Source organism: Streptococcus parasanguinis ATCC 15912, from assembly GCF_000164675.2.
Lineage (GTDB): Bacteria > Bacillota > Bacilli > Lactobacillales > Streptococcaceae > Streptococcus > Streptococcus parasanguinis.
Genome location: NC_015678.1, coordinates 600,682 through 623,447 on the forward strand (window position 1 = coordinate 600,682; position 22,766 = coordinate 623,447).

24 protein-coding genes are annotated in these 22,766 nt (G+C 42.2%); 2 read left to right on the plus strand and 22 right to left on the minus strand.

Annotated features, from left to right (window positions below; genetic code table 11):
- Positions 1 to 21 precede the first annotated feature (21 nt).
- The 22 genes from HMPREF0833_RS02945 to HMPREF0833_RS03050 all read right to left on the minus strand — a co-directional run bounded on the left by HMPREF0833_RS02945 (position 22) and on the right by HMPREF0833_RS03050 (position 20,997).
- A complete protein-coding gene (locus tag HMPREF0833_RS02945) occupies positions 22 to 981 on the minus strand; it encodes an ROK family glucokinase (protein ID WP_003016364.1) in 960 nt (319 codons plus the stop codon).
- Positions 982 to 1,066: 85 nt separating this feature from the next.
- Positions 1,067 to 1,585: a DUF308 domain-containing protein gene (locus HMPREF0833_RS02950; RefSeq protein ID WP_013903639.1), complete on the minus strand. Its 519-nt coding sequence runs from the start codon at positions 1,583 to 1,585 to the stop codon at positions 1,067 to 1,069.
- 9 nt (positions 1,586 to 1,594) lie between these two features.
- Complete coding sequence (locus HMPREF0833_RS02955; protein WP_013903640.1) at positions 1,595 to 3,463, minus strand: ABC-F family ATP-binding cassette domain-containing protein; 1,869 nt, start codon at positions 3,461 to 3,463, stop codon at positions 1,595 to 1,597.
- Positions 3,460 to 4,671 carry a CCA tRNA nucleotidyltransferase gene (locus tag HMPREF0833_RS02960; RefSeq protein ID WP_013903641.1) on the minus strand — a complete coding sequence of 404 codons (1,212 nt, stop codon included), beginning with the start codon at positions 4,669 to 4,671 and terminating at the stop codon, positions 3,460 to 3,462. Before HMPREF0833_RS02960 ends, HMPREF0833_RS02955 begins: the two co-directional genes overlap by 4 nt.
- A complete protein-coding gene (gene dapB / locus HMPREF0833_RS02965; protein ID WP_013903642.1) occupies positions 4,668 to 5,435 on the minus strand; it encodes a 4-hydroxy-tetrahydrodipicolinate reductase in 768 nt (255 codons plus the stop codon). Before dapB ends, HMPREF0833_RS02960 begins: the two co-directional genes overlap by 4 nt.
- Positions 5,436 to 5,445: 10 nt before the next feature.
- Complete coding sequence (locus HMPREF0833_RS02970; RefSeq protein ID WP_013903643.1) at positions 5,446 to 6,294, minus strand: DegV family protein; 849 nt, start codon at positions 6,292 to 6,294, stop codon at positions 5,446 to 5,448.
- A gap of 3 nt (positions 6,295 to 6,297) precedes the next feature.
- The gene (locus HMPREF0833_RS02975) at positions 6,298 to 6,672 is read right to left on the minus strand and encodes a DUF1149 family protein (RefSeq protein ID WP_003001888.1); all 375 of its coding nucleotides are present in this window, start codon (positions 6,670 to 6,672) and stop codon (positions 6,298 to 6,300) included.
- Positions 6,673 to 6,804: 132 nt separating this feature from the next.
- Positions 6,805 to 8,772 carry a PTS fructose transporter subunit IIABC gene (locus HMPREF0833_RS02980; RefSeq protein ID WP_013903644.1) on the minus strand — a complete coding sequence of 656 codons (1,968 nt, stop codon included), beginning with the start codon at positions 8,770 to 8,772 and terminating at the stop codon, positions 6,805 to 6,807.
- Positions 8,769 to 9,680 carry a 1-phosphofructokinase gene (gene pfkB, locus HMPREF0833_RS02985; protein WP_013903645.1) on the minus strand — a complete coding sequence of 304 codons (912 nt, stop codon included), beginning with the start codon at positions 9,678 to 9,680 and terminating at the stop codon, positions 8,769 to 8,771. The genes HMPREF0833_RS02980 and pfkB overlap by 4 nt, the downstream gene beginning before the upstream one ends.
- Positions 9,677 to 10,420 carry a DeoR/GlpR family DNA-binding transcription regulator gene (locus HMPREF0833_RS02990; protein WP_013903646.1) on the minus strand — a complete coding sequence of 248 codons (744 nt, stop codon included), beginning with the start codon at positions 10,418 to 10,420 and terminating at the stop codon, positions 9,677 to 9,679. Before HMPREF0833_RS02990 ends, pfkB begins: the two co-directional genes overlap by 4 nt.
- A 237-nt stretch (positions 10,421 to 10,657) precedes the next feature.
- Positions 10,658 to 12,979: a CAP domain-containing protein gene (locus HMPREF0833_RS02995; RefSeq protein WP_013903647.1), complete on the minus strand. Its 2,322-nt coding sequence runs from the start codon at positions 12,977 to 12,979 to the stop codon at positions 10,658 to 10,660.
- A 319-nt stretch (positions 12,980 to 13,298) separates the two neighbouring features.
- A complete protein-coding gene (gene trmD, locus HMPREF0833_RS03000; RefSeq protein WP_013903648.1) occupies positions 13,299 to 14,015 on the minus strand; it encodes a tRNA (guanosine(37)-N1)-methyltransferase TrmD in 717 nt (238 codons plus the stop codon).
- A complete protein-coding gene (rimM, locus tag HMPREF0833_RS03005) occupies positions 14,005 to 14,523 on the minus strand; it encodes a ribosome maturation factor RimM (protein ID WP_013903649.1) in 519 nt (172 codons plus the stop codon). Before rimM ends, trmD begins: the two co-directional genes overlap by 11 nt.
- Positions 14,524 to 14,559: 36 nt before the next feature.
- Entirely contained in the window at positions 14,560 to 15,342 is a 783-nt protein-coding gene (locus tag HMPREF0833_RS03010) for an alpha/beta fold hydrolase (protein ID WP_041818212.1), read from the minus strand.
- A gap of 75 nt (positions 15,343 to 15,417) precedes the next feature.
- The gene (locus tag HMPREF0833_RS03015; protein ID WP_013903651.1) at positions 15,418 to 15,750 is read right to left on the minus strand and encodes a MazG nucleotide pyrophosphohydrolase domain-containing protein; all 333 of its coding nucleotides are present in this window, start codon (positions 15,748 to 15,750) and stop codon (positions 15,418 to 15,420) included.
- Positions 15,751 to 15,792: 42 nt separating this feature from the next.
- Positions 15,793 to 16,032, minus strand: a complete 240-nt coding sequence (gene kphA, locus HMPREF0833_RS03020) for an RNA-binding protein KphA (RefSeq protein ID WP_003001620.1) — start codon at positions 16,030 to 16,032, stop codon at positions 15,793 to 15,795.
- A 20-nt stretch (positions 16,033 to 16,052) separates the two neighbouring features.
- Positions 16,053 to 16,325, minus strand: coding sequence for a 30S ribosomal protein S16 (gene rpsP, locus HMPREF0833_RS03025; protein ID WP_003001745.1), 273 nt, complete (start codon positions 16,323 to 16,325; stop codon positions 16,053 to 16,055).
- A gap of 123 nt (positions 16,326 to 16,448) precedes the next feature.
- Complete coding sequence (locus HMPREF0833_RS03030; protein WP_013903652.1) at positions 16,449 to 17,138, minus strand: YjjG family noncanonical pyrimidine nucleotidase; 690 nt, start codon at positions 17,136 to 17,138, stop codon at positions 16,449 to 16,451.
- A complete protein-coding gene (locus HMPREF0833_RS03035) occupies positions 17,138 to 17,632 on the minus strand; it encodes a YkgJ family cysteine cluster protein (protein WP_013903653.1) in 495 nt (164 codons plus the stop codon). The genes HMPREF0833_RS03030 and HMPREF0833_RS03035 overlap by 1 nt, the downstream gene beginning before the upstream one ends.
- 231 nt (positions 17,633 to 17,863) lie before the next feature.
- Entirely contained in the window at positions 17,864 to 18,508 is a 645-nt protein-coding gene (locus HMPREF0833_RS10885) for a hypothetical protein (RefSeq protein WP_003016339.1), read from the minus strand.
- Between the two features lie 158 nt (positions 18,509 to 18,666).
- Entirely contained in the window at positions 18,667 to 20,493 is a 1,827-nt protein-coding gene (gene lepA / locus HMPREF0833_RS03045) for a translation elongation factor 4 (protein ID WP_003016261.1), read from the minus strand.
- A gap of 66 nt (positions 20,494 to 20,559) precedes the next feature.
- On the minus strand, positions 20,560 to 20,997 hold the full coding sequence (locus HMPREF0833_RS03050) for a GNAT family N-acetyltransferase (protein WP_003016272.1): 438 nt from the start codon (positions 20,995 to 20,997) through the stop codon (positions 20,560 to 20,562).
- Positions 20,998 to 21,192: 195 nt separating this feature from the next.
- Between HMPREF0833_RS03050 and HMPREF0833_RS03055 the strand changes: the two genes are divergently transcribed.
- Positions 21,193 to 21,948 (plus strand): LexA family transcriptional regulator, encoded by a 756-nt coding sequence (locus HMPREF0833_RS03055; protein ID WP_003016317.1) that lies wholly within the window; start codon positions 21,193 to 21,195, stop codon positions 21,946 to 21,948.
- Positions 21,945 to 22,766: a Cof-type HAD-IIB family hydrolase gene (locus HMPREF0833_RS03060; RefSeq protein WP_013903656.1), complete on the plus strand. Its 822-nt coding sequence runs from the start codon at positions 21,945 to 21,947 to the stop codon at positions 22,764 to 22,766. Before HMPREF0833_RS03055 ends, HMPREF0833_RS03060 begins: the two co-directional genes overlap by 4 nt.

A 22,766-nucleotide genomic window follows, 5' to 3' on the forward strand; every position in this document is an offset into this window, starting at 1 on the left:
CTAGATCTCCTACTTGACGTCTCATTGTAAAACAAGGGATGCCGCACCAATGACACCGGCATCATTTCCCAAGGTAGCAAGAGCCAATTGTGTTGATTCACGCACTTGTGGGAATGAGTTTTCTTCAAAGACTTTGCGCACTCCTTCTAAAAGGAATTCACCTGCAGCCGAAACTCCACCACCGATAACGATCTTAGATGGGTTCAAGGTTGAACCGATGTTGGCAGCAGCAAGCCCAAGGTAACGTGAGAAGTTCTTATAGACGATCAAAGCAAGAGCATCACCCTCTTTTGCTAGATCAAAGACAGTTTTAGCGGTCACTTCTTCACCATTGTCGATCAAGACTTTCAATTGAGAGTCCCCTTCGTACTCATCGGCATAACGACGAGTGAGGTTAACGATACCTGTTGCAGATGCAACCGTTTCGAGACATCCTTTTTTACCACAGGTACATTGAATCGGATCATCAAAATCAACGGTGATATGACCAAGCTCACCTGCAGCTCCACGCACACCATGCAAGAGGCGACCTTCAGCGACGATTCCCCCGCCGACACCTGTTCCAAGAGTCATGAAAACAACATCTGGTTGGTTTTCACCAGCTCCTTTCCAACGTTCACCCAAAGCAGCAACGTTGGCATCATTATCAATGAAAAATGGAATATGAAGGGCACTTTCGATCTTTTCTTTTACTGGTTGAAGACTCTTCCAGTTCAAGTTATAGGCACCGATAACTGTACCTTTTTCACGGTCAACGACACCAGGTGATCCCATTCCAATTCCTTGGAACTCAGAAGCATCAAGCCCAAGCATCTTCAAACGATGCGCGATTGATTCGATCATATCATCTACAATATGACTACCTTCATCCAAGATATTTGTTTTAATAGACCATTTTTCTTGAACCTCTCCATCCAAGGTAAGAATGGCAAATTTGATCGAAGTTCCTCCAAGGTCAATCCCAATAATTTTTTTAGACATCTATTACTCCTTTCAACCTGTAAACACTTACAGTTCTATTATATCAGACTTTTTGTCAAACGCAAAGGTTTGCACGTAACTTTTCTCAACTTTTTAACAAGAAACTGAAGGATTGAAGACCTAGGACAAGGAAAATCAATCCAATAATATTAAGTAGAAAAACACTGATGGACAACGGACTGACAATTAAAAATAGGCCAGTAAAGAGTTGGATCAAAGCAAAGAAAATATATCGCTTGGATAGTTCTTCAACCTTTCTCGAGTAGAAATTGGCTTTTCGGAAGTTTAAAATCGAACGATAGATCAGCCAAATCCCTAAAGTGACTGGAAAGACAATCGGCAAGGTCTTGTAGCCATAGAGCAGTAAGTAGACTGCAAAAACTAAGGCGACCATGCTGTGAAAGAGCTGTTGTTGCTGAACAATACCTGCCTGACGCAACCGGTAATAGCGTGAAAAACGAGAAAGGGAGATTAAAAAGAAACCACAGGAAATCAACCAGCTAAATGAGCCAATGTGCTCAATCGGATTGATAAACAAGACGATACCGATAATGGTAAAAATAGTGGCTGAAATCCCAAGGGATATCCGGTTCAATTGATTCATAGGGCCTCCTTATTCATCTAATTCGCTCAGATATTCATAGCGATCGTACTTCTCAAGCAGTCGCTCATTTTCCTGATCCAATTCCTTTTGAAGAGCTGACAATTTGCCAAAGTCAGAGCCGTTTTCATTCATCTCCACTTCAATCTCTGCGATCCGATTTTCAATGGCTTCGATATCTGCTTCAATGCTCGCCCACTCCTGCTTCTCCATGTAGCTCATGCGCTTCTTCTCTTCTTTGGGCTTAACTGGTTTCTCTTTTTCAACCTTGTGACTGGCCGTTACTTGAGCTGCGACAAAGGCTTTTTCATCCAGGTAATCCGTATAGTTGCCAAAGAACTCCCGAATGCTCCCATTTTCAAAAGCCAGGATCTTGCTTGCGACCTTGTCTAGGAAATAGCGGTCGTGGCTAACGGTAATAACGGGACCTCCAAAGTTTTGAAGGAAGTTTTCCAAAACCGTCAAGGTTGCGATATCCAAATCATTGGTTGGCTCATCGAGGAGAAGCACATTGGGTTTTTCAATCAAGAGTTTTAAAAGAAAGAGGCGCTTCTTCTCACCACCGGAGAGTTTTTCAATCAAGGTTCCGTGCATAGAGCGTGGGAAGAGAAATTGCTCCAAGAGATCAGCAATCGAAGTCGTCCCAACGGTCGTCTTCACTTCCTCAGCAACTTCCTGGAGGAAATTAATCACGCGCTTGCTTTCATCCAACCCATCAATCTGTTGAGAGAAATAAGCCACCCGCACGGTTTCCCCGATAATGACTTGCCCAGACTGAGGCTGCAGTCGCTCAGCGATCAGATTAAGTAGGGTAGACTTGCCGACACCATTATCCCCTACGATCCCGATGCGGTCCTTGTTTTGCACCAAGAGGTTAAAGTTCTGTAAAATCGGCTTGTTTTCAAAAGCAAAACTCACATCTTTAAACTCGATGACTTTCTTTCCGATTCGGCTGGTCTCAAAGTTCATCTCCAAATCCGTCTGGTTGCTTTGACCAGACAAATCTTGCTTGAGATCATGAAATCGATTGATCCGCGCCTGTTGCTTGGTCGCACGCGCCTGAGGTTGACGCCTCATCCAGGTCAACTCCTGCTTATAGAGTTGCTGCTTCTTATGAAGAAGGGCTGCATCACGCTCGTCTTGCTCAGCCTTTAAGCGGACATAATCCTGGTAGTTGCCCTGATACTCGATCAAGCCAGCTCGATCCAACTCAAAGATCCGCGTCGAGATATTATCCAAGAAATAGCGATCGTGGGTAATGAAGAGCACGGTTTTCTTAGAATTCCTCAAAAAATTGGTCAACCACTCGATAGTATCAATGTCCAGGTGGTTGGTCGGCTCATCTAGTAAGAGCAGGTCGTGGTGAGACAGCAAAACTTGGGCCAATTGCACCCGACGACGCAAGCCCCCAGATAGATCCCCAACTTTGGCATTCAAATCTTCAATTCCAAGCTTTGAAAGGACTGTCTTGACCTGACTCTCGATTTCCCAAGCATTGAGCGAATCCATCTCCGCCATGACCTTTTCAAGACGGGCTTGATTCTCTTCTCGGTAATCCGCCATCAAGAATTCATAGTCGCGAATCAGTTGCATCTCCCGCAAATCGCTAGATAACACCGTATCCAGAACCGTCTTTTGATCATCAAAGTCTGGCTCCTGCGTCAAGTAGCCAATCGTATAATCACTCTTGGCAGAAAAAGGACTCACATCTCCATCAAAGCCAGAGCGACCTGACAACACATCTAACAGCGTGGTTTTTCCAGTTCCATTGACCCCGATCAATCCGATCCGATCCAAGTCGTGAATAATAAAGGAAATCTCACGAAAGACGGTCTTATCTCCGACAGATTTGGTTAATTTATCGACAATAAAATCGCTCATTTTTCCTCCTCTTTTGCTTGCTGGATATAGGCGATGATGGCCTCTTTCTCATTAGCCAGTTCCCCATCGACAATGGCATATTCAATTTTTGTCAAAATCTCTCCTAAGGCTGGTCCTGGTTGAAAACCATATTCTTTGATCAGCATACCACCATTAACCACCACTTCATGCTTATCATGAATGGTCAAGCTATCATAAACGCGCTCGATGACCAAATAATCCACACTCAAGGCATACCCTTCACGGAGCTCTTCAGCTAGTAGCAACAAACGCTTCTCATACTTGTAGCAAGCACGCTTGTCTAGACTTCCTTTTTCTCGGAGCTTTAGAATCTCCACGATCTGCTCCACCGTCTTGGCAAACTCTCTAGAGGTCTTCCACTTTTTAAAGAATTTTGGAATATCTTGAATCTCTAGTGCTAAGACCAAAGCAGCCCAGGCTTGCTCAGAAGTTGAAAAGGTATATTCCAACTCTATGTCAAACAAACGCTCGATCGCTTCTTTACGATCCTTCATCTCTGGCAGATAGTGATAGGCCCCACTTGATAGCATAGCCTCCACGCCTTGTCTCCAGTATGGAGAAAGCAAGAGTTTATCAAACTCGATGAAGGTGCGCTCCACAGAGATCTTCTCTAGTAATGGAGCACACTCCTTCATGGCATCAGAGGTCGCCTCTTCTAATTCAAAGCCGAGACTGGCTTGAAAACGAAATCCTCGCATGATCCGGAGCGCATCTTCGTTAAACCGTTCATGAGGAAGCCCAACCGCCCGAAGGACCTTGTTTTCTAAATCTTCTAGTCCATGAAAGAGGTCAACAATCTCTCCCTTTTCATTTAAGGCAAAGGCATTAACCGTAAAATCACGACGCTTGAGGTCTTCTTCCAGCGAGCGCACAAAAGACACAGAGCTCGGACGACGATAATCTACATAGACATCCTCTGTCCGGAAGGTCGTAATTTCATATTCTTGACCATTTTCAAGAACTAAGACAGTCCCGTGTTCGATACCGATGTCCACTGTTCGATCAAAAATCGCCTTGGTCTCTTCTGGATATGAGGAAGAAGCGATATCGACATCGTGAATCGGACGATCCAATAGGGCGTCTCGAACGGATCCCCCGACAAAATAGGCCTCAAAACCAGCTGCTTTAATCTTCTCTAATATTGGTAAAGCCTCCTGAAACTCAGAAGGCATCTTTTCTAATCTCATAGTAAGTGTTCCAAACCATAAACAAGCTCATGACGCTTGACAACTTCTTTAATCCCTAGATTTACTCCTGTCATGAAGGAAACACGATCATAGGAATCATGACGGAGAGTCAACCCTTCGCCTTGGCTACCAAAAATCACCTCTTGGTGAGCGACTAGGCCAGGCAATCGAACCGAATGGATGCGCATCCCTTCAAACTCTGCCCCTCTTGCTCCAGGCATCAACTCTTCTTCATCTGCTGCACCTTGCTGGATCTTCTCGCGCTTCTCAGAGATCAACTCAGCGGTTTTAATTGCTGTTCCACTCGGTGCATCTTTTTTCTTATCGTGGTGCAATTCGATGATCTCCACATTCGGGAAATACTTGGCTGCTTGCGCTGCAAATTGCATCAAGAGCACGGCTCCGATGGCAAAGTTCGGAGCGATCAAGCCACCCAAATCCTTTTCACGTGAAAGGTCTGTCAATTCTTGGATCTGCTCAGGAGTGAATCCAGTCGTTCCCACAACAGGCGCAAAGCCATTCTCAATTGCAAAGCGAGTATTTTCGTAAGCGACCTTGGGCATGGTAAAATCTACCCAAACATCTGCCTCTAGACCCACAACATCTTCTTTGCGATTAAAGACAGGGACTCCTGCAACTTCTGTCTCATCAGTAAATGGATCGATCAAGCCAGCTAATTCTAGCTCAGGATCTTCTGAAACCATCTTGAAGGCTGCTTGTCCCATTCTTCCCTTGAAACCTGCGATAATGACTTTAATTGACATAGAATACTCCTTAAACGATAGGGATATACCCAACTGCTAAGCTATGGTCACCTAGGTGCGTCCCAATAACCCCTCCAAAGGTAGCAAAAGGAATGTCACCTTCCACTCCTTCTTCGATGAGCAGTTGGCGAAGTGCTTCTGCTTTTTCAGGGACATTGGCGTGGATGACAAAGACTTGGTAATGACCATCTGCGTTATCTGATACAACAATCTCTACCAAGCGTTTCATGGCTTTCTTTTCCGTCCGGACCTTCTCAAAGACCTCAATCACGCCTTCATCATTAAAATGAAGAATAGGCTTGATGCTCAATAGGTTCCCAAGAATAGCAGCCCCATTTGACAGACGACCACCTTTAACCAAGTGGTTCAAATCATCCACCATGATATAGGCAGAGGTACCATCAATCTGGTGTTGGACATTGGCAACAATCTCGTCGAATAAACGGCCTTCACCAGCCCATTTCAAGCAGTCTTCTACCATCATTCCTAGAGGAGCACTGGTGATTTTTGAATCCGGAAATTCGACGGTCAAGCCTTCAAACTCGTCCTTCAAATATTGGATATTTTGGTAGAAACCAGAAATACCAGATGACAAGAAAAGACCGATAGCATGCGTATAGCCCTTAGCTGTCAAACCAGATAAGACTTCTTCTAACTCTGCCACACTCGGCTGGCTAGTCTTTGGCAATTCTTTAGAGGCAGCCATCTTTTGGTAGAACTCATCGTGTGTCAGGTTCTTCCCTTCAACATAAGACTCCCCATCGATATAGATCGGGATCTCTAAAATAAATAAGTCGTCGTGATGGAGCAAGTCTTGTGGTAAATAGGCAGACGAATCCGTGATCACTGCTAATTTCATTGATTAAAACTCCAAATTAATACCCGGTAAATCGAGGGCAATTTCTGTGACTTCATAAGTCAAACGGTTGAGCATATTCAAGCAAGGGCGAGCCAATTCTTCCACTTCGTCTTTGCTGAATTCACTTGGTTCATTGACATAACGACCAAACAAGTGGTTGATTTGAGTGATGGTTCCGCTGATCACAAAACCGTCAAAAACGATCATGTAGCTCAAGATGACAATCAAAGAAGTCGTGTTTTGTTCTTGATCACGATTGATCAATTGAAAGTTTACATCAACTTTTGTTTCAGGGATGCCATTTTCTTTTTCCCACTCAAAATTACGAGCATCATAGTGGTATTGGCTGACAAATTCTTTTTCACGTTGAATATCCATTTTTATTCTCCTAAAAATATGCGATAGGCTTATTATATCATAATTCAGCTCAAGATACCAACGTAGAATGAGGTGATTTTTTAACAGGTGAAAGAAGAAAAGGCCGGGGAATTCCCAACCTTTTAATCATATTTAGTTTTTGGGTTTGCGAAGCAATCCGAACAAGATACCACTTACGACAGCACCGATCAATACGAACAAGATGTAAAGAAGTGGATTTGATGTTAGAGCGATAACGAAGATACCTCCGTGAGGAGCCATAAGTTTCAAGCCTGCAAGACCAACAAGGGCACCTGTCAATGCTGAACCTGCGATGAAGCTAGGAATGGCACGAGCTGGGTCAGCTGCACCAAATGGAATGGCACCTTCTGTAATAAAGGAAAGACCCATGACAATGTTTGTCAAACCAGAATCGCGTTCTTCTTGTGTGAATTTATCTTTAAACAATACAGTTGCTACGAATACTGCCAATGGAGGAACCATACCAGCTGCCATAACAGCTGCCATAACAATAGAACCACCTGAAGCAACGGATTCAGCAAGTGTACCTGTAGCGAAGACATAAGCGGCTTTGTTAACTGGTCCACCCATATCGACAGCCATCATACCGCCGACGAGAAGTCCAAGAAGTACAGCTGAGCTACCTGACAAGCTTGAAAGGAAGTTGTTAAGACCAGTATTGATAGCAGCCATTGGAATATTGATGAGGAACATCAAGAATCCTGTCAAACCAACACCAAGCAATGGCAAGAGAAGGATTGAACGGATACCATCAAGAGAACGTGGAAGACCTGCAAGAGCTTTACGAAGAACTAGAATCACTCCACCTGCTAGGAAACCACCAACTAAGGCACCAAGGAAACCAGATGATACGGCTGCTGGTAATTCACCCTTAGCAGCACCGTAGGCGATATTTCCAAATGCTGACCCTGAACTAGCAATAGATCCAGCGATAAACCCTGCTACAAAACCAGGTTTTTCAGCGATTGAGAATCCAATGTAACCTGCAAGTACAGGAAGCATGAAGCCAAAGGCAACTCCACCAATTGTTTTAAATTGTGCTGCTAATACATGATAAGAACCAAGACTAGACAATTGGTCTTGAGGTACACCAAGAACTTGGTCAATCAAGAAGGCAAGGGCGATCAAGATACCACCACCGATAACGAATGGAAGCATTTGAGAAACCCCACTCATCAAGTGTTTGTAGAAGGCTCCACCCAAGCTCAATTTTTCTTGGCTAGCGCTAGCTTGTGCAGCATTTTCAGCGTGGAAGACATCTGCTTTGCCATCCAAGATGGTTTGGATCAAGTCTTCTGTCTGACGGATACCGGCTGCGACTGGTTTAGAGATCAATTTTTTGCCATCGAAACGAGCGGTTTCAACTGCTTTATCTGCTGCAATGATGACCCCTTCAGCTTTTGCGATTTCTTCAGCTGTCAAGCGGTTGCCGACACCAGATGCCCCGTTGGTTTCAACGCGGACTGTAACACCCATTTCTTCCCCTTTTTTGATGAGGGCTTCTTCTGCCATATAAGTGTGGGCGATACCTGTTGTACATGCTGTAACGGCAACGATGAGAGGTTTGTCAGACGAAGCTGCTTCTTTGACTGCTTCTGCTTTTTTCGCTTCTTCAGCTGCAGCTTCTTGCTCTTCTGCATCAAAGGCTGCGATCACTTGATCAGGAGTGCTTGCTTGGCGAAGTTTGTCCGCAAATCCTGGTTTCATCAAGTACTTAGACAATTCAGCAAGGGCTGCCAAGTGAGTGTCATTTGCCCCTTCTGGAGCTGCGATCATGAAAAACAAGTCTGTTGGTTGGCCATCAAGCGAAGCATAGTCCACACCCTTGTTTGATTTTGCAAACAAGACCGTTGCTTCTTTGACTGCTTCATTTTTGCTGTGGGGCATAGCAATTCCGTCACCCAAACCAGTTGAAGTTTGTGCTTCACGGTTCATGATTCCAGCCTTGAAGGTGTCAAAATCTGTCACCACACCATTATCAACGAGCGATTGAATCATCTCATTGATCACGCCCTCTTTATCTGTTGCTTGAAGGTCAAACAACATCACGTTTTTATTTAAAACGTCTTGAATTTTCATAGTTTTTCTACCTCTACTTTTTCATAAGTTTCTTTTATATAATCAGCTGTTGCCAAATCATCTGAGAAAGTGGTCGCTGTTCCACAAGCCACTCCCCATTTGAAGGCTTCAATAACATCTCCCGTCGTTGCGAGCTTCCCAGTGAAGCCTGCTACCATGGAATCTCCAGCCCCAACAGAATTCTTCACTTCCCCTTTGATTGGTTTTGCGAAGTAAGTACCGTTTGGACTGACAAGAAGAGCTCCATCACCCGCCATGGAAATAATGACGTTTTGTGCTCCTTTGGCCAAGATTTCTTTGGCGTAACGTTCAATTTCTGGTAATTCCGTCAAGGTAACTCCAAAAATATCTCCCAATTCATGGTTATTTGGTTTAACCAATTGGGGATTGAACTCCAAGGAATCAATCAAGGTTTGCCCTTCAAAGTCGCAAACGACTTGCGCGCCTGTCGAACGAGTTGTTGCGATCAATTGTTTGTAAACGGCATTTCCAAGCGAAGATGGAGCAGATCCTGCAAAGACTACCACATCATCTACTGTTAAGCTCGATAAGATGTTGAGCAATTCTTGCAACTGAGCTTCTGTTACTTCTGGGCCATTCCCATTGATCTCTGTTTCCTCATCAGCTTTGATCTTGACATTGATCCGTGTATCTTGGTCCACTGTCACAAAGTTGATTGAAATGGCTTCGCTGGTCAGTACGTCTTCAATGAAGCGTCCAGTGAAACCACCGATAAATCCAGTCGCAGTGTTCTCGATATCGAGACGCTTCAAAACACGACTGACATTGATCCCTTTACCACCGGCGAATTTATCTTCCGAAGCCATCCGATTGACCGCTCCCGTCTCTACATGATCGAGACGGACAATATAGTCAATTGCTGGATTCAGTGTAACTGTATAAATCAAACCTCTATAACCTCCGTTTTTTCTTTTAAAACCTTTAATCGTTGCGGTTCACTTTGATTGGTGATAATCATGGCTCGCTTGATAGGTGCCACTTTGACAAAGGATGTCACGCCAATTTTCGAATCATCCGCTAAGATATAGGTTTTTTTTGCATTTTCGATAATCGCACGCTTGACAGATCCTTCTTCCAGGTCTGGAGTGCTGTAAAACTCATCATCGATTCCATTCATTCCAAGAAAGGCCTTGTCAAAATTTAACTGACCGATTTGATTGAGCGCGATTCCTCCGATACTAGCATCTGTAGAAGATTTAACCATTCCACCTATAATAACTGTTGGAACATTTCGCTCAACCAACTTGGTTGCATGGTGAATCGAGTTGGTCACTACTGTCACCGTTGGATTTACAATTTCTTGTACTAGAAGTTCATTGGTCGTCCCGGCATCGATAAAGACCACATCGTGATCTTTGATCAATTCCGCTGCCTTTACTGCAATTTTTGACTTAACTTGAATGTTTTTGATAGATTTTTCTTTATTACTTTCTTCCTCTTGGAGAAAGTGAAGACTTTCCGCCCCACCGTGGACCCGGCGAAGTTTGCTTTCATCCTCTAACTCATCCAAATCCCGACGAACAGTCGATTCAGATGTTCCCAAATCTTGTACAAGAGTCTCCAAAGAGACAAATTTTTCCTTTAAAACCTTTTCGAGAATAAACTGTTTTCGTTCAGATTTAAGCATTTCCCCTCCTTTTGCAATCGATTACAAAAACTATTATACTCTATCTTTCAAAATTGTCAACATTTTTTATCATTTTCTGTCATTTTCTTTCAAAAGATACAAAAGTGTACAAAAAAGAGTGGGAATGAACTCATTTTGTTAAAAGAGTTCTTTTCCCACCCTCATAAGGTTTCTTCAGTTTTCTTTGAAGATTTTAAGCAATAAAGTTTCAAAGCATCCACTCTATCTCAGCTTGGCTTAATCATTTCTTGAAGATTGTTTCTTTTTCTTGAAACCAAACAATCCAGCAAGTAGCCCAACGACAACACCTGTTGTTGCTGCTACATTTTTGGAGGAATCTCTCCCTGCCACAGCTTGGCTGTTTTCTTTTTTCGGTTTGATTTCTTCTACTTTCGCTTCTTGTTTTGAAGCTGGAGTAGCTTTTGGTGCTTGCACTTGCGGACTATTGGTACTTGTTGGAAGAACTGTCGGCGTATCCGAGAAAGTTGTTGGATTGCTTGAACGAATATCCATTGGCATATCTGCTGCTTTTAAGATAGCTGGATCCATACGTGAGGCAAGATCTTCATATTGAGAATTCAACAGTTCCACGACACTTTGATAGGATTGTAATGTTGTAAATTCTTCTTCTAATTTTTCTTTTTTATTTTCTAAATTAGCGACCGCAGCTGCTAAAACAGATTGGGCTTTGACCAATAATTCTGGAGCATTTTTAAAGTCAGAAAGACGTTTTTCTGCAGCAGTTAGACGCTCTTGCGCTACTTTTAAAGCTTCATGTGCTTCTTGAACAACCTGCGCTTTTTCTGCTTCTTCCGCTCTTAAGAGAACTAATTTCTCATGTGCAGCTGCTAACAAGTCTTTTGCTTTTTGAAGCGATACTTCTTTCGGCTGAATTGCCGCTTCAATCCTTCCACGCGATACCGCAAGAGTAGCCTTAGCCTTTTCAACCGCATGGTCCTTTCGAACAAGAAGGATTTTGTAGTTTTGGATGGTCTTTTGCACATTGGCTATCTCTATTTCGACATTCGAGTTGGAATGGCGAGCATCTGCTAACTTGCCTTGCAAGATGATCATTTGGGACTCTTGATTAGCCTTGTCTAACTTAAGATTGGCCACTTCATCAGACTTGGCTTTTACATCTGCTCTTGTCGTAGTAGCCCCTGCTCCCTGACGCAATTGTTGAGCCAATTCGCTGGTAGTCACAGCCGAGGTGACCGGACTGTGCAGGAAGGCTGCTTCAGACATCGCATTAGTTGGGTCATAAGCAACAGATAGAGCAGTGGCTTTGTTATCCAGCATTTGCAGGTAATGACCAACTTTGGCAAAGGCTTCTGCTCCAATCTTCATATAGATATCGTTGGCATCAATCTGTGTTTCATCTGTTGATAGACCATATTGAGCAGCCATTTTTTGGTAGGTTGCTTTTTCATTGAACCAAAAGTCCACCGCGCCAGCAGGAGAGAATCCATATGCAACATTCTCGTTTGGCAAATACTTAAACATATGCCAATTAGCTTTTTTGAAATATTCTAACTGTACTTGGCTAGCAGGAAAAGAATAAGGATCAAGTTTCAATTCTGGCAACCCTGCATTCCGACGATAAGCATTGATAGCATCCGCAATTTCAAGAGCCCGTAGATTAGCTTGCAAGGTTGCAGACTCTCCAACTGTCAAGCCGTCTTCTTCACGACTACGCTTGTATAAGGCTAAGGCACTCGCTGCAGCTTCATTGCCATTGTTAGCTAAGTGTTGCAAATAGCCTTCATAAGTTGCTTGACTCAACTGAGCCGGGCTACTAGCAGCCGCTTGTTCTAAGGCAGCTAGCTCGGCTTCTTTAGTTGCAATGACAGCTTTCAAATCAGTGAGACGTGTTTGGGCTAATTGAATGTCGCTCTCAATTTGAGCCACTGTATCTGAACCATTTTGCTGGCTAGCTTGCAAGGTTGCAAGGTAATTTTGAGATTCTCGGATACTTTGCTCGACTTGACTTTGCTCCAACAAGGCCTGATTTAGCACATTCTCATCATTCGATATTGGTGCTTTTGCCTGATTTAATTCATTTTGAGCTACATCGACCAAAGATTGCTGAGCTGTGACCTGATTTTCCTGCTGACGAACAGCCTCTACAATTTGATCATGTGCATCTTCCGCTTCTCTAACCTTATTTTCTTCGATGGTGACATAGGCTTGAGCTACTTTTACATCATTTTCTGCTTTCTCAATTTTCGCATCCGAAGTTGTCGCAATGAGGTCTTCGGCATCCGTAACTGCAAGTTTCTTCTCTTCTAATTCCTGTCCAGCTACTTTGACTGCTGTATGAGCCTCCATTACTTTTTGCTCTTGGTAATGTACATCTTTTACCGCTTGTCCTTTTTGAGCCGTAATTTGTTTCAATTCATCAACTGTAATTGGTTTTTCGACTACTTCCGTGCTATTGGTTTCTGCATTTTCATTTTGCTTGACTTCTTCCGCACTGGCCTTGTGCTGAAACATACCAGACAGTACCGTTGTTGCAGCAATTCCCGTCGTAAAAACTGATTTTCCTAATTTCTTTCCCATTAAATCACCTCCAAAACTAAATCTTTTCAAAAAGTTTTTCTATCTTTTAGGATACCACATTTTGTTACCAATAACTAGTAGTAGGAAAAAGTTTTTTTGTATCATTTTAGTGTAAAAGAAAAACAGCTAACGCTGTTGCAGAATGGTAACAAACCCTACCAGCAATGGAATATTTGCCATTATATAGTTTGGGTACCTTATAGTGAAACCCCTTAGGAAATCTGATGTAGTGCCATTCTTAAGAGTTTTTAACTTTCTCTAGTAAAAGAAAAAGATTAAAGAAAATTACTTTTTCTTCAATCTAAAAATGCTGACACTATTAGTCTTCCTGTTTAATTTGCTCCAACATTTTCTCTTCTTCTGCTGTCAACTCATAGTTTTCTAGCAAGTCTGGCCGACGCTCCAAGGTCTTTTTCAAACTCTGATAGAGGCGCCACTGACGAATATTTTCATGGTGACCGCTCATGAGAACATCTGGAACCGTCATCCCTCTGTAATCATAAGGTCGTGTGTATTGAGGATATTCTAGAAGACCAGAGGAGAAACTGTCATCCTGGTGACTGGACTCTTTTCCGATCACTTCTGGAATCAAACGAACTGTCGCATCAATCATGGTCATGGCCGCTAACTCGCCACCTGTCAAAACATAATCTCCAAGAGAAATTTCATCCGTCACCAAGGTTTTGATCCTCTCGTCGTATCCCTCGTAGTGACCACAGATAAAGATCAATTCTTCTTCCTGAGCCAACTCTTCTGCGTAGGCTTGATCAAAGGTCCGACCAGCAGGATCCAGTAAAATCACGCGCGGATTCTTTTTCTCAATCGCATCAAAGGTATCAAAAATCGGTTGAGCTCGTAAGAGCATGCCTTGCCCGCCACCATAGGGTTCATCGTCCACATGGCGCGCTTTCTCCGCGTTTTCACGGAAATTATGGTAGTTGATCTCGAGAAGTCCCTTTTCACGCGCCTTTCCGACGATGGAATGCTCAAGAGGAGAAAACATCTCTGGAAAGAGGGTTAAAATATCAATCTTCATCGTCTAACCCTTCTAAGATATCTACATCCACCCGGTTTCCTGGGATATCGATATTTAAGACTACAGGTGGGATATATGGCAAAAGAAGATCGCGTTTTCCTTTGCGTTTAACGACCCAGACATCATTGGCACCTGGTTGCAGGATTTCCTTGATCTGACCGATTAGCTGGTCGTTTTCGTAAACATCAAGGCCGATGATCTCATGGTAATAAAATTCGCCCTCATCCAAATCCGTCAAGTCTTCTTCTGCAACCTTGAGGCTAAAGCCCTTGAATTTTTCAATGGCATTGATATGGTACATATCCTTAAACTTGATGATGTCGAAGTTCTTGTGCTTGCGATGACTGGCAATGGTCACCGTTTGGACAAAACGATCCTCCTCATCAAAGAGAGCCAACTCAGCTCCTTTTTTAAAACGCTCTTCCGTAAAGTCTGTTACAGACAAGACCCGCATCTCCCCTTGTAAGCCTAGGGTATTGACAATTTTCCCAACGTTAAAATAATTCATTTTATTCTTTACATTCCTCTTTTAATTAATTTATCTCTACAGTTCTCTAATAAGAGCTGCAATTTTTTCCGATTCTGACCACTGTAGATAGTGGTGGTTTCCACCTAGAATGAGTTTTGTATTAGAATTACAATATTCTGAATCTCTGTACTCTTTTTCTCTATACGCCTGACAAAATACGAAAACAGGAATATTATCTGCTAAGGACAAACTATCAAAATCTTCAGCGGTAATATTTACAGATATCTGAAATCCAGGAACTTGCTTTTCCAATTCCAAGCCCTTTTCTTCCATCAATTCCCAAATCAGTCTGTCATTTTCAGGTTCAAATGTCGCTTGTGTTAGTCCCTTAAAATAATTTTCCGGACCACATTCTTCGATCATTCTCATTTGCTCTTCCATTTCTGGATAAGGATTTTTTGAAAAATCAGCAAACATTATATTTTTTGTTGTTGGTTCAATTGCTATCAAAGCTTGACACTTAATTGGTTTACTCATTAACTTTAAAGCCAAAACACCACTTAAACTATGAACACAAAGTATATAATTGGAAATTTCCAATCCCTTCAGGATTTCGTATACCGCTTCAACAAGATTATCCAAATTAAGTCCTGTTTGACTATGAATCGGACTCCTACCTGTATTCGGAAAATCAATCGTTAAGTAACCTATTGAGGAAGGAAGTTTTTCAAGTATTGGTAGGAAATTTTCATAACTTGGTATCAAACCAGCACCATTTAAACAAACTAGTACTTTATTTCTCTTTTTATAAGTAACAGAGAGACAACCAATCTTTGTAGTTACTTCAAATCGGTTCATATCAAAATAACTCTTTCTAAACAACAATTCACTTAACATTCTTAGGTTTTATTTTATCACGTTCAAGGGATTTTCTCAAATGCTCTTTTTTGCTAAAAAGCCTTCCAAATCTTGTTCATGCTGATACTTGATGGCTGCCTTCTTGTCTTTTTCAAAAATAGTCTTCGTTAGGTCAATATGGTTAATAGCTGCAATTGCCACTGTGTAGTGAATGATATCTGCCAACTCCTTTGCCAATTCCTCGTTTGAATCTTGGACACCCTCTTTTCTACCTGAACGTCCATTTAAAACCTCAGCGACTTCTCCAACTTCTTCCACTAGTTTGATAAAAAGTCCTTCTTCTGTTCTAGATTGTTGGTAATGATCAAGTAAGTATTCCTCTAGTTGTCTAACTGTTAAATCTCTCATTCCTTCTCCTTGCAAAAAAAGCGAGACCTTGTCCCGCTTTTCTTATTTTTCGTCAATAACGATTCTTACTTTTTTATCTTCAGTTGGGACAGAGTAGACAATCGTTCTTATCGCAGAAATGGTGCGACCTTTTCGACCGATTACACGACCAACATCGCTAGGATCAAGGTCAAGGTGGTACTCCAAGAATTCAGGAGTATCTTCGATCTTGATGGTTAAAGCATCCGGTTGTGAAATCAAGGGTTTCACAATTGCAATAATGAGATTTTCAATCGTATCCATACATCAACCTACTTAAAAAATTATTTTGAGAATTTAGAATCGTGGAATTTCTTCAAGACACCAGCTTTTGAAAGGATGTTGCGAACTGTATCTGAAGGTTGAGCTCCATCAGCCAACCATGCAAGAACGCGATCTTCTTTCAAAGTTACTTGGTTTTCTTCAACAAGTGGATTGTAAGTTCCAACTGTTTCGATGAAACGTCCATCACGTGGTGAACGTGAATCTGCTACGTTGATACGGTAGTAAGGTTTTTTCTTAGAACCCATACGAGTCAAACGAATTTTAACTGCCATTTTTATAAGTCTCTTTTCTATATTTTAATTTTTGGTGAAATAGACAAGCTATTTAGCACATGATCTATTATAACACATTTTATAGACCTGTCAAGAAAAAAACTTGACAGTATTTAAAATTTTTTATTTTATCAGTAAATCGGCGATTTCTTGATAGTTGCTAACGGTATAAGTCGGCACTACTTGGCTGGTATTTTTCTTGTGATCAGGATTATACCAGACGGTATCAATCGCCGCAGCATTTCCTCCTGCTATATCCGCCGTCAAAGAATCTCCGATCATGAGGGTCTTTTTCTTGCTAAAACCTGGAATCAGTTGGCCAACTTTGTCAAAAAATGCAGGTTCTGGTTTCTGAGTATGAAGCTGCTCAGAGATAAAGACCTCTTTAAAATTAGAAGCAATTGTAGAATGAGCCAAGCGTCCTTCTTGAATGGCAGTCACTCCGTTCGTTGCACCATAGAGCTGGTAACCTGCTTTTTCAAGTCGGGCCAGTAAGTCCTCCGCACCTAGGAAAGATTGCCCCTGAAGACTGATGTAGTCTTGGTAGCGAAGAGCCATCTCAGCCCCATCAACAGAAATCCCAAAGTGGGCAAACCCGATCGCAAACCGACTATCCACTAGCTCTTGCTTGGTTAACTTCTTTTTTTCCAAATCCTTCCAGAGCCCTTGGTTCATGGGTTTGTAATAATCCTTAAAGGCCTGTACATCTGGAAAATTCATGTCTTCTAACATCTGCGTCAAGGCTGTTTCTTCAGCAGATTCAAAGTCCAACAAAGTATGGTCCAAATCAAAAAGCAAAAATGTATATGCCATTACAAACGATCCTTCAATTTTTCTACAAATAAATAAGCCGCTGGGCAGGTGAGGGTATTCTTGATGGTCAGATGGTTGATCTGATAAATCTTCTTGCGATCGGTGTGAGGGAATTCCCGACAAGCTTTAGGCCGAACATCATAAATCGAACAGAGATTATCTCCCCCCAAGAAAGGACAAGGCATGGATTTAAAAACCTTGTCCCCATCTTCATCAACCTGAAGAAATTCTGCCTCAAAGGCAGGAAGCTTCATCTTGAAATATTTGGCGATCCGCGTGATATCCGCTTCCTTAAAATCAGGCCCTAAGGTTTTGCAGCAATTGGCACAAGCGGTACAATCGATTTCTTGGAAAACTTCATTGTGAATTTCTTGCGCTATTTTATCTAAATTCTTAGGTGGCTTCTTCTTGAGATTCGTCAATACCTTGCGGTGCTCCTTTTGCTTTTGGAGAGCTAACTGATGGTATTTTTCAATATCAATTTCCTGTGTCATCCTCTATTTCCTCTTCTAAACAATAGAAAGATTATACCACAAAGACTGTAAAAAAGGGAGTGGGACAGAACTCCGACTAATAAGGAGAGTTCGTTTTCCCACCCCCGCACAGTTGATTAGGCTATCTTTGGAGCTAAAAAAGCGAACAAAGATACCAATCAACCACTGCGTCATACTGTTATTCTTATCAAACATCGAAGACTGGATAGTTTAAGTCAAGCTTCCTCTTCATTAATCCGTTACAGCACCTGTTCCGTCTAGGCTCCAAGTGTCTTCGATGTATGGGATAAAAGTTTTCAAGGTTTCTGCATCCCCTTCAAAAGAAATGGTATAAACTTTTTCACCCTTCTGGAAGATCCAAGTAATCAGGTATTGACCGGATTTCATGACAATTTGAAGCTGGTAAGCGTCCAGACCTGCGACTTTAGTCCGCGCTCCCGTCATCTTTCCAACATCCTGGTTATCTTGCCACATAACAGCCAGTTTCTTGGCTAAAAATTCTGCATTAAATTCAATATCAGCGGGGACTTTTGCCTTCTCTCGCGTAAAGCTGTCCAAGGTGACAATATTATAGCCACTACCATCCGTATACTGGACAGCTTCTGTCCCATCGATATCCGTGAACTTGATCCATTTACTTGGAATATCAATGTAACCATAATCTGCATTTCCAATTCGCTTGGTTGATTGGCTGGGAGTGTTTTTCTTTGTAGAAGAAGTATCCTTTGACAATGAGCTGCTTGTTTTCTTTTCGACTTTACTGCTACTTTCTTTTGTAGAAGAAGCTGCTGTGTCCTTTTTAGTGGTGTGACTGCAAGCCATTAATGTGCAGGCAGAAAGAATCATCAGTGATGTGACCAATAATTTGTGTTTCATACTCAACCTCCTTGAGAACGGTTTCTTTCTTCTAGTCTACCATGAATGTGGGTATTTTAAAATAGGATAAGTGTCACATCTGATGGAACCTTTCTAATTCAGTTTATTTCTTTCAAACCTAAAATAAAAGCGCCCTTTTTTGGGGGGCACTTTAAATGTTATTCTTCATCCATTGACAAGACAGATAAGAAAGCTTCCTGTGGTACTTCTACAGATCCGATCGCTTTCATCCGTTTTTTACCGGCTTTTTGTTTTTCAAGAAGCTTCCGTTTCCGTGAGACGTCCCCACCATAACACTTGGCCAAGACGTTCTTACGAAGAGCCTTGATATCTGTCCGGGCCACGATCTTATGACCGATGGCTGCTTGGATAGGCACTTCAAACTGTTGCCGAGGGATAATCTTCTTGAGCTTCTCAACGATTAATTTACCACGTTCATAGGCAAAGTCCTTGTGAACGATAAAGCTGAGGGCATCGACAGTATCCCCATTAAGAAGGATATCCATTTTAACCAATTTAGATGGACGGTATTCAGACAACTCATAGTCAAAGCTCGCATAGCCACGAGTAGAGGATTTCAATTTATCAAAGAAATCAAAGACAATTTCCGCTAGTGGGATTTGATAGATGACATTCACCCGATTTTCATCGATGTAATCCATGGTCACAAAATCACCGCGTTTCCGTTGAGCCAATTCCATCACAGCCCCGACAAACTCTTGTGGCACCATGATTTGTGCTTTGACATATGGTTCTTCGATCGAAGCGATCTTGGTTGGATCTGGAAACTCAGAAGGGTTTGAGACATCCAGTGCTTCTCCATCTGTCAAATTGACCTTGTAGATTACAGACGGTGCTGTCATGATCAAGTCAATGTTGAACTCGCGCTCCAAGCGCTCTTGGATAACGTCCATATGAAGAAGTCCCAAGAAACCACAACGGAAACCAAATCCAAGAGCTTGAGAAGTTTCTGGTTCAAATTGAAGACTGGCATCATTCAATTGCAATTTTTCCAAGGCTTCACGAAGGTCATTGTATTTATTGGATTCAATCGGATAAAGACCTGCAAAGACCATCGGATTCATCTGCTTGTATCCATGTAGCGGCTCGCTTGCTGGATTGGTCGCTAGGGTCACCGTATCCCCGACACGGGTATCCGCAACGGTCTTGATAGAGGCCGCAATATAGCCAACGTCTCCCGTCGCAAGGAAATCACGTCCAACTGCTTTAGGAGTAAAAATCCCAACTTCAGTGACATCAAAGGTCTTGCTATTGCTCATGAGCTGGATCTTATCGCCCGGTTTAACCATTCCATTGACCACTCGGACCTGAAGGATTACTCCACGATAGGCATCATATACAGAGTCAAAGATCAAGGCTTGAAGAGGAGCTTCAACATCCCCAGTCGGTGCTGGAACTTTCTCAACAATCTGCTCCAAAATCTCTTCAATCCCGATACCAGCCTTGGCAGAAGCTAAGACTGCCTCACTAGCATCTAGACCGATGACATCTTCTACTTCTGTGCGCACGCGTTCTGGATCTGCAGCTGGTAAGTCGATTTTATTGATTACTGGCAGGATTTCCAAATCATTGTCCAAAGCAAGGTAGACATTGGCTAGTGTCTGAGCTTCAATCCCTTGAGCAGCATCTACTACGAGAATGGCACCCTCACAGGCGGCAAGCGACCGCGAAACCTCATAGGTAAAGTCCACGTGTCCTGGTGTGTCAATCAAGTGGAAGATATAGGTTTCCCCATCTTTAGCCGTGTAGTTCAATTCGATGGCATTGAGCTTGATGGTAATCCCACGTTCCCGCTCCAGGTCCATACTATCTAAAAGTTGGGCTTGCATCTCCCGACTAGACACGGTTTCGGTTTTTTCTAAAATTCGATCGGCCAAGGTTGACTTTCCATGATCAATATGGGCGATGATCGAGAAGTTCCGAATCTTCTCTTGTCGTTTTTTTAATTCTTCAAAATTTGGCATAATCATCTTCCTAGTAAATTTAATCGTACTCTTCATTATAACAAAAAAGATAGGGCTTTGCCTATCTTAATTCATTATTTTCAAAAATCGCTTCTGCGTTTTATTTCCATCATATCCAATCCGTTCATAAAAGACATGCGCTTCTTTTCGATGAGAGGCAGAATTTAAACGGATAAAAGCATAATGCCTGCTTTTGGCAAGATCTTCTACTCGCTCCATCAATTGGCGACCGATCCCACGTCCTTGAGCAGATGGAAAAACCGCTAGACCCAAAATATTCAGACCGGCGTCACTATAGAGGCTTTCATAAACTTCTGCCTCCACATAACCAAGAATATTTCCTGTTTGGTCCTCTTCATAAACAAAGCAAAAATGATCCGAATCTGGCGAATTAAATTTATCAATCTGAGCTGCCACTTTCTCAAGGGTCGAATCATAACCCAATGCTTGGTGACATAAATCTCTAATTTCACCTGCATCTTTGACTTGAACAGTACGAATCATACCTCCACCTCCATGAACTCTTTGGTTTTATCTTAGACCTTTTTCCTCAAAAAGTAAAGGAATACCAAATAAAATTAAAAAAGAAAATCCGATTTAGATCAAATTCATCTTTTTTCGCATTTCTCAGGGATTTCTATTTACTTTTTCGATTTAATTCATTATAATAGTAAGGGTAAATACAAGGAGGTGAGTACGTTGGCCAGAGGTCGTGGAAAGGCAAGCCCTCAAGACAAAGAGGCATTACGGATTATATCGGAAAAAATCAGAGAATTACTGAAAGAACAAGGAAAAAAACAGATCGAATTATCTCGTATTACTGGAATCCCTGCAAGTACGCTGACTGGATATGTAAAAGGAACTTCTCTTCCCGTTCCTGAAAATTTAGAGAAGATTGCAGCCTTTTTCCAGGTAGCAGTTGCTGATATTGACCCTCGATTGCGCAATGATTTTGTGGTCATTGATTCAGAGATTGAACGATTGTATAAACAGCTCGATGAAGGAAATCAAGAAAATCTTCTTTCTTATGGAAAGAGTCTCTTGACCCATCAGAAAGAAAGACAGAAAATTGAAAAGCAATACCACTCTTATTCTGTCTATGATTCTTTTGCAGCTTACCAACATCAGAAGCAAGCTGATATCGTCTGGTTTGATCAAAAGATTCCTTACGATTTGGCTTTTTGGATTCATACAGATTCCCTCGAGCCTAAGTACGAAAAAGGGGCCGTTGTCTTAATCAAGCAAACCTATTATGATCAAGCAGGGGCAATTTATGCCATTGATTTTGACGGGCAAACGTTGATCAAACGTGTCTTTCGTGAGGCCAACGGTATTCGACTGGTTTCCCTCAATAAGAAATATAGTGATCAGATCATTCCACTAGATGAGGAACCTGGAGTGATTGGAAAAGTGATTGATGGCTTTGTTCCTCTTGATTTGGAGGAAATCAAATGATTCAATTAATCGCGATTGACTTGGACGGAACTCTCTTGCATGAGGATAAGACTCTCTCTAAAGGCAATATTGAAGCTCTTCACCGAGCCCATGAAGCCGGCTATGACATTGTGATCTGTACGGGGCGCCCCTTAGCGGGTGTACGGCCCATTTTTGAAGAGATTGGACTTCCTGATGGCAACTACTATATGATTATCAATAACGGGTGTACAACCTTGTCTACTCAGAATTGGGAAATCATTGGCAAGGAAGAGTTGAGCCTCGAGGATATGCACCGGTTGCAAGTTTTAACGGAAGATACAGACGTCCAGCTAACCTTATTTGATATGGATCACTACCTAGTGGTCGCACCTGAAGCTAGTGAACTTGTCACGATGGATGCGGGTATTGTTAACTATAAACCAACACCTATTTCATTAGAAGATCTACCAAATTACCTCCCTATTTTTCAAGCCATGTACGTAGGAGATCCTTCTGCTATTGATGCCTTCCAAGCTCAGCACGAGGCTGCATTAGAGGCCGATTTTAACACTGTACGTTCGCAGGATATCTTGTTTGAAATTCTGCCAAAAGGTGCCAGCAAGGCTTCTGCTCTTCAAGCATTAAGCCAAACATTAGGCTACAGCAGAGAGCAGGTTATGGCTCTTGGAGATGCCAATAATGACCTTGAAATGCTACGTTTTGCTGGTTACAGCGTCGCTATGGGAAATGGCAATGCTGCTGTCAAGGAAATAGCAAACTTCATCACCCTGACCAATGATGAGGATGGCGTGGCACATGCTATTCACAAATTAATTGAAACTGAAAAAGGAGAATGA